This window comes from Rhodococcus sp. 008, from assembly GCF_001682295.1.
In the GTDB taxonomy this organism is placed as follows: Bacteria; Actinomycetota; Actinomycetes; order Mycobacteriales; family Mycobacteriaceae; genus Rhodococcus_F; species Rhodococcus_F qingshengii.
Genome location: NZ_CP012749.1, coordinates 2,048,415 through 2,063,766 on the forward strand (window position 1 = coordinate 2,048,415; position 15,352 = coordinate 2,063,766).

13 protein-coding genes are annotated in these 15,352 nt (G+C 62.8%); 5 read left to right on the forward strand and 8 right to left on the reverse strand.

Annotated features, from left to right (window positions below; genetic code table 11):
• Nucleotides 1–2: 2 nt before the first annotated feature.
• On the reverse strand, nucleotides 3–779 hold the full coding sequence (locus AOT96_RS09705; RefSeq protein WP_007735498.1) for an IclR family transcriptional regulator: 777 nt from the start codon (nucleotides 777–779) through the stop codon (nucleotides 3–5).
• A gap of 195 nt (nucleotides 780–974) precedes the next feature.
• Between AOT96_RS09705 and AOT96_RS09710 the strand changes: the two genes are divergently transcribed.
• Genes AOT96_RS09710 through AOT96_RS09730 form a run of 5 tightly spaced genes read left to right on the forward strand, consistent with a single transcriptional unit; the run spans nucleotide 975 to nucleotide 5,399 of the window.
• On the forward strand, nucleotides 975–1,979 hold the full coding sequence (locus AOT96_RS09710; RefSeq protein ID WP_065351651.1) for an ABC transporter substrate-binding protein: 1,005 nt from the start codon (nucleotides 975–977) through the stop codon (nucleotides 1,977–1,979).
• Between the two features lie 10 nt (nucleotides 1,980–1,989).
• A complete protein-coding gene (locus AOT96_RS09715) occupies nucleotides 1,990–2,772 on the forward strand; it encodes an ABC transporter permease (RefSeq protein ID WP_020971398.1) in 783 nt (260 codons plus the stop codon).
• Nucleotides 2,773–2,774: 2 nt separating this feature from the next.
• Nucleotides 2,775–3,557: an ABC transporter permease gene (locus AOT96_RS09720; protein ID WP_231915863.1), complete on the forward strand. Its 783-nt coding sequence runs from the start codon at nucleotides 2,775–2,777 to the stop codon at nucleotides 3,555–3,557.
• Complete coding sequence (locus AOT96_RS09725; protein ID WP_064113529.1) at nucleotides 3,557–4,366, forward strand: ABC transporter ATP-binding protein; 810 nt, start codon at nucleotides 3,557–3,559, stop codon at nucleotides 4,364–4,366. Before AOT96_RS09720 ends, AOT96_RS09725 begins: the two co-directional genes overlap by 1 nt.
• A 22-nt stretch (nucleotides 4,367–4,388) precedes the next feature.
• Entirely contained in the window at nucleotides 4,389–5,399 is a 1,011-nt protein-coding gene (locus tag AOT96_RS09730) for a YdcF family protein (RefSeq protein ID WP_047271863.1), read from the forward strand.
• Nucleotides 5,400–5,405: 6 nt separating this feature from the next.
• Here the strand turns inward: AOT96_RS09730 and AOT96_RS09735 are convergent, their stop codons facing one another.
• The 7 genes from AOT96_RS09735 to AOT96_RS09765 all read right to left on the reverse strand — a co-directional run bounded on the left by AOT96_RS09735 (nucleotide 5,406) and on the right by AOT96_RS09765 (nucleotide 15,311).
• Nucleotides 5,406–6,239: an NmrA family NAD(P)-binding protein gene (locus AOT96_RS09735; protein WP_003945973.1), complete on the reverse strand. Its 834-nt coding sequence runs from the start codon at nucleotides 6,237–6,239 to the stop codon at nucleotides 5,406–5,408.
• A gap of 14 nt (nucleotides 6,240–6,253) precedes the next feature.
• Nucleotides 6,254–8,194 carry a hydantoinase B/oxoprolinase family protein gene (locus AOT96_RS09740; RefSeq protein ID WP_065351652.1) on the reverse strand — a complete coding sequence of 647 codons (1,941 nt, stop codon included), beginning with the start codon at nucleotides 8,192–8,194 and terminating at the stop codon, nucleotides 6,254–6,256.
• Nucleotides 8,194–10,293: a hydantoinase/oxoprolinase family protein gene (locus tag AOT96_RS09745; RefSeq protein WP_007735491.1), complete on the reverse strand. Its 2,100-nt coding sequence runs from the start codon at nucleotides 10,291–10,293 to the stop codon at nucleotides 8,194–8,196. The genes AOT96_RS09740 and AOT96_RS09745 overlap by 1 nt, the downstream gene beginning before the upstream one ends.
• A 281-nt stretch (nucleotides 10,294–10,574) precedes the next feature.
• Complete coding sequence (locus tag AOT96_RS09750; RefSeq protein WP_050656897.1) at nucleotides 10,575–11,246, reverse strand: SRPBCC family protein; 672 nt, start codon at nucleotides 11,244–11,246, stop codon at nucleotides 10,575–10,577.
• Nucleotides 11,243–13,765 (reverse strand): aerobic carbon-monoxide dehydrogenase large subunit, encoded by a 2,523-nt coding sequence (gene cutA, locus AOT96_RS09755; protein WP_058039341.1) that lies wholly within the window; start codon nucleotides 13,763–13,765, stop codon nucleotides 11,243–11,245. The genes AOT96_RS09750 and cutA overlap by 4 nt, the downstream gene beginning before the upstream one ends.
• A complete protein-coding gene (locus AOT96_RS09760) occupies nucleotides 13,762–14,406 on the reverse strand; it encodes a (2Fe-2S)-binding protein (RefSeq protein WP_003946048.1) in 645 nt (214 codons plus the stop codon). The genes cutA and AOT96_RS09760 overlap by 4 nt, the downstream gene beginning before the upstream one ends.
• Nucleotides 14,407–14,408: 2 nt before the next feature.
• Complete coding sequence (locus tag AOT96_RS09765; protein ID WP_047271858.1) at nucleotides 14,409–15,311, reverse strand: FAD binding domain-containing protein; 903 nt, start codon at nucleotides 15,309–15,311, stop codon at nucleotides 14,409–14,411.
• Between the last annotated feature and the right edge of the window lie 41 nt (nucleotides 15,312–15,352).

Genomic DNA, 15,352 nt, shown 5'->3' on the forward strand with positions numbered 1-15,352 from the left:
CCTTATTCTCCTGTGTCGGACGGGCGCTTGCCCGAAGTGTGGTCAGTGAGGAGTTGCTGCACTTCATCGGTGGCCCGCAGCAGGTGTTCTTCGACCATTCGCGTCGTCTTCGCATCGAAGTCGGTATCGAAACCGATCACCGTCAACGCACAGAGCGGAGACCCCTTGCGGGAAGACACTGCACGCGAGACCGAACCGATGATGTCCTGAGATCGTTTGTGGACAACGGCGAATCCGGTTTTCTGAGTCTCGGCGATGTCGGCGAGAAAGCCGGTGGGTCCTTCCAGCGGATAGCCGCTCTTCTCCACCATCGCCAGGTAGGGCGCCCGGGTGTTGTCCTCGAGTGCCGCCACCAACGCGAGCGGACCCGCGAACCGGTGCGGCGGAAGCAGATCCCCGAGCATCCGAGTGATCATCTTGAGTCTCTCGGGACGCAGCGCCGCGATGATCCGCGTCCCGCCGCTCTCGAGAACCTGCAGATTCACCATCATGTCCGTGCTCTCGGACAGCACCCGCATGGTCGGATCGCACAAGGCCGCCAACGAATGCGCTGCCGCTTCGTGGGAAACCTGCAGTGCAGCCGGGCCGGGGAGATAGCGACCGTCGTAGCGGAAGACCCAACCACGGTTCGCGAGTTCTCCGAGCACTCGGTGCGCAGTCGGGCGGAGCATCCCGACTTCTTCTGCCAGTTCGCTGAGCTTCATCGGCGTGGTCGAGCGCGCGATGGCCTCGAGTAGATCCAACGCTTTGTCGACGGCGGACGCAGAACCCTTCGTCATCCGATCCCCTCCCGGTGCCGTGGATGTACCCGGCGATCCGAAATCTCGTGTTCTTGGAAAACCCTTGGCATTCGTCTTGGAAATTACTATAGTCACAACAATCGTTCCGGCGTACGGAATTCTTTGAGCTTCTTCACCTTCCCACCGGATTACCGGCAAGGAAGTCATATCTTTCCCAGCGAGAGGTTTTCGGACATGACGGTTGGACTTACCCTTCGGTCGACACCACGGTTCAGAGTTGTTGCCCTAGCCGCGGTCGCGACCGCGGCATTGGCACTGACAGGCTGTTCGAGCGACGCCACGGCCTCCGACGACGGGGGCACCCAGACCACCACGATTCGAATCGCACCTCAGCCGATCGCGGACTTCACACCGATTTGGCTCGGCATGGAGCAGGGGTACTTCACCGATGAGGGACTCGACATCCAACTCGTGGAGGGCGGCGCTAGTTCCTCGGCTCAAATTCCGTTGTTGCTCAGCGGAAATGCAGATATGGCAGCCACGACTGCCGCTGCCGCAATTCAGGCACGGAGCCAGAACATGCCCGTCACCATTGTCGGCGGGCTCACGAATTTTGCCGCAAATGACAGCGTCGACCAGTCCGGTCTCGTGGTCGCCAAGGACAGTTCCATCAGCGGCTTCCGTGACCTCGAAGGCAAGACCGTCGCGATCAGCGGTTTGAAGTCCGTCAGCGAAGCAGTCATCTCCGCTGCGGTGGAGAAGTCCGGTGGCGCAGCGGACAAGATCTCGTTCATTCAGGCGCCCATGCCCAACCTCGGTGACCTTGTTTCCACTGGCGGGGCCGATGCGGCATTCCTCATCGATCCGTTCCTGAGCAAAGCAACCGACTCGGGGCTGAAGATCCTCGGCCACCCCTTCCCCTTGGCCGCGCCCGGTGTACCGGGGACCTCGCTGGTCGCTTCGGAATCGTTTGTCGACGCGAACCCGGACTCACTCGCCAAATTCCGTACGGCGCTTGCCAAATCCATCGACTACGCCAATCAGAATCCGGGCGCGGTCAAGGCTGCACTCTCGACACAAGCCAAGATTCCGCTCGAAATGCTGGCCAACAGCAAGAATCCTCAGTTCGTCGCAGTAGTGGAACCGGGTGCTCTGGGCACGGAGATCGAACTGCTGGTCAAGTACGGGGTATTGACGGATTCGGTCGAGGCCGAATCCCTGCTGACCCCGGCCAACTGAGTTGTCCGCCTTGACAACCCTGCAGACTCGCCGCAGGCAGGTTCTGCTCGGTCGGCTGCTGACGCTCTTCGCATTGGCAGCCGCCTGGCAGATCTTCGGAATGCTCGGCGACGAGGACGTCAAAGGTATTCCGAAGTTCAGCGACGTGGCAGTGGCCCTTGTGAACGAACTCGGCACATCCTCGTTGTGGACATCACTGGGACAAACGGTGACCACCACAGCGATCGGTTTGGCGCTGTGCCTGGTGATCGGAATCCCGGCAGGACTGCTGCTCGCCGCGCACCCGTTCCTGACAGTCTCCTCCCGTTTCGTCATCGACTTCTGCCGAACCGTTCCGCCGCTCGCAATCATTCCGCTCTTTCTGCTGATCATGGGCCCGACGCAACGGATGGCGGTGGCACTGATCGTGGCAGTAAGTGTGTGGCCGATTCTGCTCCAGACGATTCACGGTGTGCGCAACGTCGACCCGGAACTGCTGGCGACCGCACGCTCCTTCCGACTTCCGCTGTGGCGCAGACTCGCTCTCGTCGTCGCACCGGCGTCGATGCCCTACATCTTCACCGGGATTCGCATCTCGGCAACACTGAGCTTGCTGCTGACCATCGGTGCAGAATTGATCGCGGGCGTGCCGGGACTCGGTAAGGAGATCCTGCTGAGCCAATCCGTCCCCGATCGAATGTTCGCACTGATCATCGTCGCCGGACTACTCGGAATGCTGCTCGCCTTCGCCGTGATGGCGATCGAGAATCGTTTACTTGCCTGGCATTACATCCCGAGGAGGATGACGACGTGAAGATGATGTCAGGACTTCGACTCCTCGTGTGGGAGTTGTGGCTGCCGATCTTGATCGTCGTCGTATGGTACTTCGGTTCGGAGTCGAGCAAGTCGCCTTACTTCCCGCCGCTGTCGCGTATCTGGAAAGCGTTTGTGGACAACTGGTTCGGTCCGGGATTCGTCCACGACGTCGTACCGAGCTTGACCAACCTTGCCTTCGGTCTCGCCGTGGCACTGGTGGTCGGCGTCGGTGCCGGTCTCCTGCTGGCAATGTTCCCGCTGGCTGCCGACATTGCCGATCCGTTTCTCCAGTTCTTCCGCGCTATTCCGGCGCTGGCCGTATTACCCGCTCTTTTCATCGTTTTCGGAACCGGTTCGACGGGTAACGTTGCCGCCATCGCCTTCGGCGCGGTCTGGCCGATACTCCTCAACACCCTCGACGGCATTCGCTCCATCGACCCGAGTATCCGATTGGTGGCGCGCAGCTACCGGATCCGTACACCCCTCCTGGTGACGCAGGTACTCCTCCCCGGAGCGATGCCGCAGATAACAGTCGGTATCCGCACCAGTCTCGCGATCGGTGTCGTCATCATGGTCGGAAGCGAAATGTACGTCTCCACTGCAGGAATCGGTCACTTCGTGATCGTCGCGCAACAGACCTTCGCGATCGCCGACATGTGGTCCGGAATTCTCCTGCTGGGAATCATCGGATACGTGCTCAACCTCGGATACGGCGTGATCGAACGATGGTTGCTCAGATGGCAGCCGCGGACCCACGACGCTCTCGCAGTGAAAGGAAACTGATGTCATCCACAGAATCTGCGGCATCGAAACCCGCAGTCGAACTGAGCGGCCTCGGGGTGACCTACGGCGGTCCCACCGGCCGCGAAGTGCTCCGCGGCATCGATCTGTCCGTTGCACCCGGAGAAATCGTCTGCATCGTCGGCCATTCCGGCATCGGCAAGAGCACGCTGATTCGTTGCATCGCCGGTCTGCAGAAGCCGACCACCGGTGAGGTCCGCATCGCCGGGATCGCGATCGATGCACCGCCGGCCACGCTGGCTCTCGTGTCACAGGACTACGGACGCACACTGATGCCGTGGCTTCGAGTGGGCGAGAACGTTCGCCTGCCGCTACGGGGCAACGGTCTGGCGCGGAAGGTTCAGAACGAGAGGGTTGGCGATGCACTTGCCGTTGTCGGTCTAGGCGGTGCTGCGCGTTCCTACCCCTGGCAGTTGTCCGGCGGAATGCAGCAGAGAGTGGCGATAGCTCGCGCTCTCGCCTATCGGCCGCAGGTACTCCTCATGGACGAACCCTTCGCGTCGGTCGATGCGCAGACCCGCGCGGAACTCGAAGACCTGCTGCTGACGCTTCAGCGTGATCTTGGCATCACCGTCCTCCTCGTCACCCACGACGTCGACGAATCGGTGTACCTGTCCGATCGAGTGGTCGTCCTCGGCGGAACTCCGGCATTGACGCAGGACATCGTCGACGTCCCGTTGACCGGAGCTCGAGATCAACTGACCACCAAGGCAGACCCACTGTTCATCAAGTGCCGTACCAGGGTCCTGTCCGCGATCCAGCAGTCGAAGGTGGTGGCGCCCGTGTCGTAAGCGCCTCGCCTAGGCTGGCTCCGTGATCCTTCTCCTCATCGGCCTCGCGCTGCTCGGATTCTGCGGCTACCGGTTCAGGCAGGATCGACGGAGGCTGAGCAACGGCGTCTACCTACTTCTCGGACTGATCTTCACCGGTCTGTGGATGTTGCAGTCGGGTGCGCCGGGAACCGAGGTCCCGTCGTTCGTCATCGCGACGATCGCTCTGCTCTCGCCGTTGCTGGTGCTCATGCTCGCAGGATTCCTGATCGTCAACGGAGTCACGATGCTGCGGCGCGAGGGATTCAGCGTCGCGAATCTGCTCTCACTCGTCGCCGGACTCGGCCTGCTCGTTCCCTACGTGTTGCTCGCATCAGCGCTGCTGACGCAGAGATATTGGCTCGCAGTCGTTCTCGGTTCGTTCAGCCTGGTCGCGTCGTACCTGGGGTTTCTGTTCACGAGCTTTCTGCTCTACTCCTACGTCTACGGACGCCAGAAGTACCAGCCCGGGATGGACGCGATAGTGGTTCACGGCGCCGGGCTTTCGGGCGCCGACGTGACACCCCTGCTTGCCAGCCGTCTGGACAAGGCGGCCGACGTCTTTCGCGCCGAGGTCCGCGAAGGACGTTCACCACTGTTGGTCGTGAGCGGCGGGAAGGGTTCGGACGAGGTGGTCAGCGAGGCGGAGGCAATGTGCGTCTACCTCGTCGATCACGGGATACCGCGCGAGAGCGTGATTCTCGAGGACCGCTCGACCACCACGCTCGAGAACCTCGAGTACACCAGGGACCTTCTCCGTGCCAACACCACGAAGCCTCGAATGGTGCTGGTCACCAGCAACTTCCACATCCTCCGAACTGCGACGTTTGCCCGAAGCCTCGATCTGGATGCGGAAGTCATCGGTTCCCACACCGCCCGGTACTACCTGCCGAGCGCCATTCTGCGCGAGTTCGCCGCCGTCACGGTGGAGCACAAGTGGCTCAACGGAACGGTCTGCCTGATCCTGGCCGCCCTGCCCCCACTGGTGGTCTGGGCGGTCGGAGGCATTTCGTAGCCGGATTCAGCGAATCAGGCTCTCGACGGCCATCGGTCGGCGACCCAAAAGCAGTTCGACGGCCGCGCTGCCGGCAAGAAAATCGTGGTGGTTGTAGAACTCGAACATCGCCGCCAGACGCGAGCTGGCGTTGACGTCAAGGCTGCTGCCGATCTGTTCGCGCCATTGATCCACGCTGATCTGATCTATCGCGACGGTCCGTGACGTCTGCTTTTCCACCATCTGTGCCACCTCCATGACGCTCAGAGCTTGCGGGCCGCCCACCTCGTACGTCGCTCCGTGATGTTCACCCGAGCCCTCGCTCAGTACGACCGCGGCAACAGCCGCCACGTCCGCCAGACTCACGAACGAGAACTTCGTTTCCGCGCTGTACGGCAGGACGATGGTGTCAGACCGACCAGTGAGTACCGCCTCGAAATTCTGCGCGTACGCACACGGTTGCAGCACAGTCCATTTCAAGGGTGAACGATGCAGCTCGTCCTCACACCTGGCTTTGTCCAGGTGATGCGGCATGGACGGGCTGAACGGCCACGCGACGGAGTGATAGACAAAGTGCTCCACTCCCGCCGATGCCGCTGCCGTCAGCGCATTGCGAAGCAGTGCGGGCTCGTCGGGATGGACGTTCGGGGCAATGAAGTACACGCCTCGGCACCCGGCGAGCGCCTTGCGCAGTCCGCTTCCGGTTTCCAGTTCTACCTCGAAGTCCCCGTCGACACGCGCCTTTCGCACCAGTCGCCGAACTGTCACGCTCGGCGGCAGTGCAGCGACGACTGCCTCACCGGTCTTACCCGCGGCGCCGATCACCGCGATGTCGGCGCCGCGAGCAATTCCGTTCTCCATGAGAGTTTTCCGTCCTAGACGTAGTCGTAGACCGCTGAGGTGGCGCCACCGGAAAGCTGCGCGTAGCCCGGACCCCGATCGAAGAAGGGTTCGTTCTCACCGCGTTCCGAGCGCAACTGATCCCGTAGCTCCGTGGTAGCAGCCTCGTCGACGGTCGGCTCGTCACCCTCGATCACGACGACAACGCCGTAGTCGTCGCGTGCACCCTCTACGGAAACCTTGCGCCACTGAATGTCTCGCAAGACCTCTTCGGTCGGGCGCTCCAGTGGATCTCCCCAACCGCCACCACCGGTGGTGCGAATCCGTACGACCTCGCCGGCCTTGATCGGCTCGGCATCGGTCAGCGCGTCGAACTCACGCTCGTTCGGTCCACCCGGATCCAGGACGACGGAGAACGGCCGACCGGCCTTGCCGCCCTTGACTCCCCAGCAGGCGAGGATCGAACGGTCCGCGATGGACATGAAGTGAGCATCCTTGAGCATGCGGATGTGCTTCTCGTATCCCAGACCGCCGCGGTAGCGTCCGGCTCCGCCCGAATCCATGGCCAGACCGAGCTTTTCGACGATGAAGGGGAAACGGCTCTCGGTGAATTCGGTCGGCAGGTTCCGTGAATCGGGAACGACGTGAATCGTGTCCTCGCCGTCGGCGTAGTAGCGTCCGCCGGAACCTCCGCCGAGCACCTCACGCATGAGGTACGAGTGACCCTCGAAGTCCTCACCGTAAACACCGGTGTACCTGATGGTCTCCTGATCGGCGGGCATGTTGCCGTCCACAGCCTTGGCCACGACGCCGGCCAGCACTCCGAGCAGACGGAGGATGACAAACGTGCGCGCGTTGGTGGGAGCGGGGAAGATCGGGGTGATCAGTGTTCCCTTCTCGGGGAACTTCATCTCGATCAGCGGTACGACGCCCTCGTTGACATCCAGTTCGGCCATGCGCTCCGGGGTGTCCGCGAGGTTACGCAGAATCGGGGCCAACCACTTGATGAGGAAGTTTCCGTCCGCGTAGTCACCGCAGTGGTTGATCGGACCCTTTGCCTGCGGTCCGGTTCCGTTGAAGTCCAGGATGAGTCGCTCGCCGCCCTCGTCCTCCGGCCGCGTCTTCGTGAGCGTGATCCGCTGGATGTGGAGCATCGGTTCGTCGACGCCGTCGTGCTCGGCGTAGTCCTCCCACGTGTACTCACCGACCGGGATCTTGCTGAGGATCTCGCGGCGGTACGTCTCGGTGGTCGCGTCCATCATCGCGTCGAAGCACGACTCGACGGTGTCGACGCCGTAGCGCTCGAACAATTCGGTGAGTCGACGCGCACCCATCAGGCACGCCGAGCACTCGGCGTCGAGGTCAGCTGCGAGAGCGTCGGGCATGCGGGAGTTACGCGTCATGATTCGCAGCGCCGCCTCGTTGGGAACTCCCTGGTCCCACAGTTTGATCGGCGGAACCATCAGTCCCTCTTCGTACACCGTGGTCGCGCCGGACGGCATGGAGCCGGGGCAGCAACCGCCGATGTCGTCGTGGTGACCGAATGCCTGAACGAACGCAACAACCTTCGGCTCGGCATCGGGAGTGACGCGGGCGAAGACAGGCACCGTGACGCAGAGGTCGGGGAGATGGCCGATGCCACCTTCGGACAGGTAGACGTCGTTGTGGAAGTACACGTCTCCCGGCTTCATCGTCTCGAGTGGGAAGTCCCGGGCGATCGGATGAACCAGTGCGGAATACGAACGGCCCGTGAGCTTGCGGAGGTTCCGGTCGTGAATACCCGCGCGGAAGTCGTGAGCGTCACGGATCATCGGTGAGCGCGAGGTGCGCGAAATGGAGGTCTCGACCTCCATTTCCACGCTGGCAAGGTAACCGGCGACGATCTCGACCAGAATCGGATCAGGTGACGCGCCGTCGGTAGCGGTGAGTCGGTACGGCTTGGCCGCGGTGGCAGCAGCATCGAGAATGGCGGTCATCACTTCACTCCGTTCGAGTCGGAAGACTTCGAGATACGAATGTTCCCGAAGGTGTCGATACGTGCCGAGAATCCGGGATGGATCGGGACAGTCGAGCTGAACTCCTCGATCACGGCCGGTCCTTCGATGACGTCACCCGCACCGAGCAGTGTGCGATCGTAGGTGGCCGTTTCGACCCAGCTGTCGAAATACGATTGACGCGAACCGGTTCGAGCGGTGTCGGCGCCGGTGCCGGCCGGGATCTCCTTGAGCGTCGGACGCTTGATCGGGCCGATGCCACTCACGCGCAGGTTGACCCATTCCACGTGCTGCGACGGGTCTCCCCGGAAGTCGTAGCCGTACAGCTCGCGGTGCGCCTGGTGGAACGCCTCGGCCGCGTCGTCCATGATCTGCGTCGTGACGGTACCTTCCGCCACCGGGACGCGTACCTCGAAGGCCTGACCGAGGTAACGCAGATCCGCAGTGCGAGAGTACTTGCGCTGCGTCTCGTCGAAACCCTCTTCGGCAAGCGCGATCTCGGCTTCGCCGGCCAGCGCGTCGAACTGGCTCTGCAGGTCTTCAGCCTTCAACCGGTCGTGACGACTGACGTGCGTCTGGACGTAGTCGTTGCGGACATCGACCGTCAGCAGACCGAACGCGGAGACGTTACCCGGATTGAGCGGGACGAGAACGTCTTTCAGACCCAGGATGTCGACGAGACGGCAGGCGAGCAGGGAGCCGGAACCGCCGAACGTCACGAGGGTGAAGTCGCGAACGTCGAGGCCACGCTTGACGGTGATCTGACGCAGGGCGTTGGCCTGGTTCCATGCCGAGACCTCGAGGACGCCGACCGCGCACTCTTCGAAGCCCAGACTGAGCTGTGTTGCAAGCTCTTCGAGGCCCTTGCGTGCCAATTCCGTGTCGAGAGGAATCTCGCCACCGAGCAGGTGGGGTGGGATGCGACCGAGCAGGACGTGCGCGTCGGTGATGGTCGGTTCGCTGCCGCCCTTGCCGTAGCACAACGGTCCGGGATCGGCGCCGGCCGACTGAGGGCCGACTCGGAGGGTGTGTTCCGGCGTCATCCACGCGATCGACCCACCACCGGCGCCGACGGTCACGACGTCGATCATCGGGATCTTCGACGGGTAGTTGCCCACTCGCCCTTCGGTGGTCAGCGCGGGCTCGCCGCGAACCACGACGGTGACATCCGTCGACGTTCCGCCGCCGTCACAGGTCAACACCTGCTCGACGCCGGCGGCGTCGGCGATCAGCGCAGCACCGAGGGCTCCGGCGGCCGGTCCCGACAGGACTGTCGTAATAGGCTGGTGAACAACCTCTTTGGCCGACAGGACACCGCCGTTGGACTTCATGACGTAGAACGGGATGTCGCGGGGTTCACCGTCGGTGGTCGAGAACTCACGCAGACGATTCGCGATGTTGTTCACGTAGTTGCGGATGTTCGGCTTGACCGCGGCGTCCACGAGTGTGGTGATGGACCGCTCGTATTCGCGGTACTCACGCAGCACCTGGCTCGAGATGCTCACCGTCGCATCGGGGAAAACTTCGAAGAGGATGTCGCGTACGCGCTCCTCGTGCGTCGGATCGGCGTACGAGTGCATGAGGCAGACGCCGATGGTCCGGATCCCGCGGTCCTTGAAGAACTGCGCTGCGCTGCGAACGCTCTCTTCGTCGAGCGGACGAATCTCGCTGCCGTCGAAGGAAAGGCGTCCACCGACGGTGCGTACACGATCGGCGGGGACGATGCGTTCGGGCTTGACCCAGAAGTACGAGTTGCCGTAACCGTCCGGCACCGACTGACGAGCGATCTCGAGAACGTGCTCGTAGCCCTCGGTGGTGATGAAGCCGAGGTTCTCGACCTTGCCTTCGAGCAGCTTGTTCGTCGCTACGGTCGTGCCGTGGCTGACCGCACCGATGGAGTCGCCACTCTCACCGAGCTTGGCGAGTACCTTCTCGATACCGGCGAGAAAGCCCTCGGCGGGGTCCGCCGGGGTGGACGGGGTCTTGGTGGTGACGATGGCGCCGGTTTCGTCGTCCACTGCCACGATGTCGGTGAACGTTCCGCCGGTATCGATACCGACCCGAATCTTCCTGGGTTCCACGCTTCCTCCTGAGATCTTTGGCTCGTCTCGTCTGGTACCGATCGACGGTTGCGGCCTAGCCGGTGAGTGGCTCGTACCTGACGTGTAGAGCTATTCCACAGGTTCGGAAGAGCGGATTCTTTGTCACAATTCGCCGAATCGGGGGACCAAGGTTCGGCGCACGATCACGAGCGGATCTTCGCCGGCGCCCCCGTGGGTTACGCGGACGTGAAAAACGCCTCGAACCTGGTCGGTTCGGGGCGTTTCCCTCATCGTGAATCAGCTGTTGACACCTGAGTGAACTACTCGCGACAACCAGAACGCGCCAGGAATCCGCCTATAGCAACACCTGACAAAGCAATGGCTGCGCCGACGACGGCGCTGACCATCACCGTGCGAGCATCTGTGCTGCCCGCTGTCGGTGCGGCGGCCGGAAGAACCGCCGGTGCCGCGACAGCTCCGGAAACTACCGGCGCGCCTTCGACCGCCACTGCCGGTACCGCCGCCGCCACGGCGGCAGTGACCTTCTCGGGGATGCCGTTGGCAATGACGCCGTCGATGCTCTTGAAGAACACCCCGGCCATCTTCTTGGCTACACCGGTGATCATGCGCTGCCCGACGCCGCCGACCATCCCGCCGACCACGGCGTCGGCGTCATACGAAAGCAGCGTGCCACCCTCGTTCTCCGTCAAGGTGACCGTGACGTCCGCCTTCACCGTGCCGGGAGCACCCGCCCCCGAAGCCGTCATGACAAACGAATTGGGCCGATTCTGTTGCGACAGAACAACCTCGCCGTCGTAGACGCCCTTGATCGACGCAACTCCCGCCATGATGGAGAGCTTGTAGTGATTGTCCGTGAGCTGCTCGAGCGACTGCACACCGGGAATGGTCGCGGCCAGTACACGACCGTCCTGGAGCTTGTCGTAGACCTCTTCGCGAGGTGCCGTCAGCTGCGCGGTGCCGGCGATTCTCATGCATTCTCCTCTGATGACGAACCCGCGTGTGCGAGTCGAAGTTCGAACAGTTCGGACGGTGAAATGGGCATGGACGTGATCGAGATTCCTTCGGCGTCCTCGATGGCAGCCGCGATGACGGCGCTGGTGGGGATCACACCCGCCTCACCGGCACCCTTCATTCCGAGTGGGTTGAGTCCCGACGGCGTGACGGTGTGATCCATCTCGAGCGAATCCGGCATCTCGGTGACGAACGGCATCAAGAAGTCCATGTACGACGCGTTGAGCATCTGCCCGTGCTCGTCGTAGACGATCCGCTCGTAGAGTGCGCCGCCGATACCTTGCGCAACGGCGCCCATGACCTGACCTTCGACGATGCGGGGGTTGATCACGTTTCCGCAGTCGTGGATGACAACGTAACGACGGACCGTGATCTCGGCTGTCACGGGATCGGTTTCGACGATCGCCGCGTGCACTCCCGAAGCGAAGGTGGAACTGGGCGGCGAGTAGTAGCCGGTTGCTTCCAGACCGGGCTGCTCACCCTCGGGAATCGGCGGCTTCGACATGTCCGTGTCGGTCTTGGCGAAACCGGTGGCCAGCTTCGACTCACGGTCGAACGCATATCGTAGCGGGTTCGACAGCACGGCAACAACACTCAGCGGTACGGACGTACCCTCCACTCCGGCTTCGGTGCCGATCTTGCACACGTGCCCTTCCCGGAGTTCCAGTTCGGTTTCCGGCAGATCCAAGATTCCGGAGGCGATCTTCTTCGCCTTCTCCGCGACCATCTGCGCCGCGACATGGAAGGCCGAACCCGACATGACCGCCCCACGCGAGGCGAAAGTGCCGACGGCATAACCGAACCGGCGGGTGTCACCCGTGACGATCTCGACGTCGGAGACCTTCACTCCGAGGTCGTCCGCGACGATCTGGGCGAACGCGGTCTGATGGCCTTGGCCTTGCGTCGTCAAGCCTGTTGCGGCCTTGACCTTTCCGGACGTCTCGACCACGACGTGCGCACCCTCGTACGGTCCGGGTCCGGTTCCCTCGACGTACGCGCCGATACCGATGCCGACCGACCGACCTTCGGCACGAGCCTTCCTCTGGTACTCGGGAAATCCGTCCCAGTCGATGAGCTTCTTGAGCTTGTCGATGCCCGCCTGGTAGTCGCCCGTGTCGTAGATCAACGGGCGTCCGTCCTGGAACATCAGGCCGAAGTCGTACGGCATGTCCTCGGGGCGAATGAAGTTCGCCTCCCGCACCGCGATCTTGTCCTTGTTCAGGTACTTGGCGATGGCGTCCATGGATCGCTCCATCGCGAACACGGCCTGCGGACGTCCGGCGCCGCGGTACGGGGTCACGATCACGGTGTTGGTATACAGCGAATAGGCGTTGACCCGGAACGACTTCGGCTTGTACGGCCCGAGAACCTGCGTCGCGGTGTTGATCATGACGATGATCCCGTACGGCAGGTAAGCACCGTTGTCGTGCCAGAACGTGAAGTCGAACGCCAACAGACGACCATCGTCGTCGAATCCGATGTCGACCTTCTGGATCTGCCCGCGCTCGTGTGCGCTCGAGATGAAGTGCTCACGGCGATCCTCGACCCACTTCACCTCACAGGAGATACCGGCCTGGCCGAGGCGTCGAGCGGCCCACGTGATCATGACTTCTTCGGGCCACGGGTGAACGATCTTGACGCCGAATCCGCCGCCGACGTCAGGAGCGATGCAGTGAACCTTGTTCAGCGCCATCCCCAATCGCGCGGCGATTGCGGCGCGGGCGGACGTGGACGTCTGGGTGGAGGTCCAGAACGTGAGGGTGTTCTCGTCACCGTCCCAACGTGCGTAGACGCCCTTGCCCTCCATCGGCATGGAAGCCGAACGCTCGATTTCGAGATCCAGCGTCAGTCGGTGCGGCGCGGCGGCCAGTTCGTCATCCAGATCTCCGAACCCGTGCTGCAGGTGAGCGGCGACGTTGTCCGGAACGTCTGCGTGGACGGCGTTCGCGGCGGTGCGAGCGACGTCGATCCCCACTACAGGCTTCAGCGCCTCGTAGGTGACGTCGATCTTCGCGCAAGCGTCCTCGGCGATGTACCGGTTGTCGGCGACCACCATGGCGATGGCTTCGCCGACATGCTTCACCTCGTCCTTCGCGAGGGGATACCCGTTGCGCGGAGCGATGATTCCCGGATGCGGAATGAGCAGTGGCAGGTTCTCCGCCATTTCCGGCGTGTCGGCCAGGAGATCTTCGTAGGTGTAGATGGCATGCACACCAGGCACTTCCAGCGCCTGGTCGATGTCGATGTCGATGATTCGCGCATGAGCGTGCGGCGACCTGACGAATGCCGCGATCAGCGCGTTGTGGCCCAGATCGTCGAGGTATCGCCCCTGACCGCTGAGCAGACGCGTATCTTCTTCGCGCGGAATCGGTTTACCGAAGAACTTGCCGTCGTCGGCAACCGAATGATCGGCCGTCGAATGATCGGAAGCGGGGTGCTTCGCCCCGTTGCGCTTTGCTGGTTTGACCGGAGTACTCATGCCTTACCCGCCCGTCCTCCGACAGGATTCGTTGTTCCCCGCACCTTGCGATCCAACGCCTCCCGAGTGGACGCGTCGTCGATTCCGAGCGGGAACTGCCCGGCCCGTTCACGCTTGATCTCGGCTGCGCGCAAAACCGACGCCCTGATGTTCTGGTACCCCGTACAACGGCAGAGGTTTCCCGCTATCGCGTCGGTAGCTTCCTCCCGCGTGGGGTTGGGGTTCTCCTCGAGAAATGCCGCGATGGTCGTCACGAATCCCGGAGTGCAGAATCCGCACTGCAGACCGTGACAATCCTTGAACGCCTGCTGAACCGGATGCAAAGTGCCGTCCGGCTCGACGAGGCCTTCGACGGTGGTGATCGATCGACCTTCGAGGCTGGCCGCGAGGACGAGACAGGATCGAACAGGCTTTCCGTCGAGCAGCACGGTGCACGCACCACACACGCCGTGTTCACAACCCACGTGCGTGCCCGTCTTACGGAGGTGGTGACGAATGGCATCCGAAGCCAGAGTGCGGGAGGGAAGAACGACGGTGTTCGTCACCTCGTTGAGCGTGAACGTGACAGCTACATGGTGCTCACCGGTGTCTGCTGCCAACTCGGCAAGTTGATCATCGATGGAGCGATCGTTTTTGGACATTGTCACCACTTTCCTGCCAGTACTGCGTTCTCACTGAGAGCATCCGTTGCCGCCGCGAAGCCGACCCGCGCCGTGAGCGCGGACACCAACTGCGAGCGGTACGCCGCCGTCCCGTGAATGTCTGCCTCGGTATCTATCTGCGCGCGGGCGCATTCCCCGAGGGTGCGCCACCGCGGGTCTCGCTGATCCGTCGCGGACGCCCCCGCCAGCACGTTCGTGTAGTCCACGACCTGCCCCAGCTCTCCGGCGGACACGTACGTCATGTGCGCTTCGGCCACCAGACCGTCGACCACGCGAATCCGGGCGACGACGCCGACCAGTGCATAGTCACCGTGACGACGCGCGATCTCGTCGATGGCGGTTCCCACGCCGGGTTCGGCGGCGGGCACCGACACCGACACCGCGATCTCGTCTGATTCCAGGCTCGACTCGAGAGGGCCGGCGAAGAGATCCGTCGACGCGATCTCGCGGGTGCCACGCACCGACTGGACGGTCACGCTGCCCCCGAGCAGCGTCAGGACTGCCGGCATCTCCGCCGACGGATCGGCATGGACGATGGAGCCGACGCTCGTCCCGCGGTTACGGATCGTGGGGTGCGCTACCAACTGCAGAGCACGGTTCAGCAGAGGCTGGACTCGACGAGCACCTTCGTCGGCCGCCAGCACCGAGTGCGTGGCCAGGGCCTGGAACCGCACTCCTTCGTCTTCGGACGAGGTCACCGAAGCGAGGTTCGGGATCGATCCGATGTCGACGATGTGGGCGGGCGCGGCGAGGCGCATGGACAGCAGCGGCACAAGCGATTGCCCACCGGCGAGCACCTTCCCCTCGTGAGAGACCTCGGAGAGGATTCGGCACGCGTCCTCGACCGAGGACGGTCGGTGATAAGTCAGCGGCGACGGTTTCATTACTCAATCCTGCCTCTATGAGTCACTTCACGTTTTGTGCA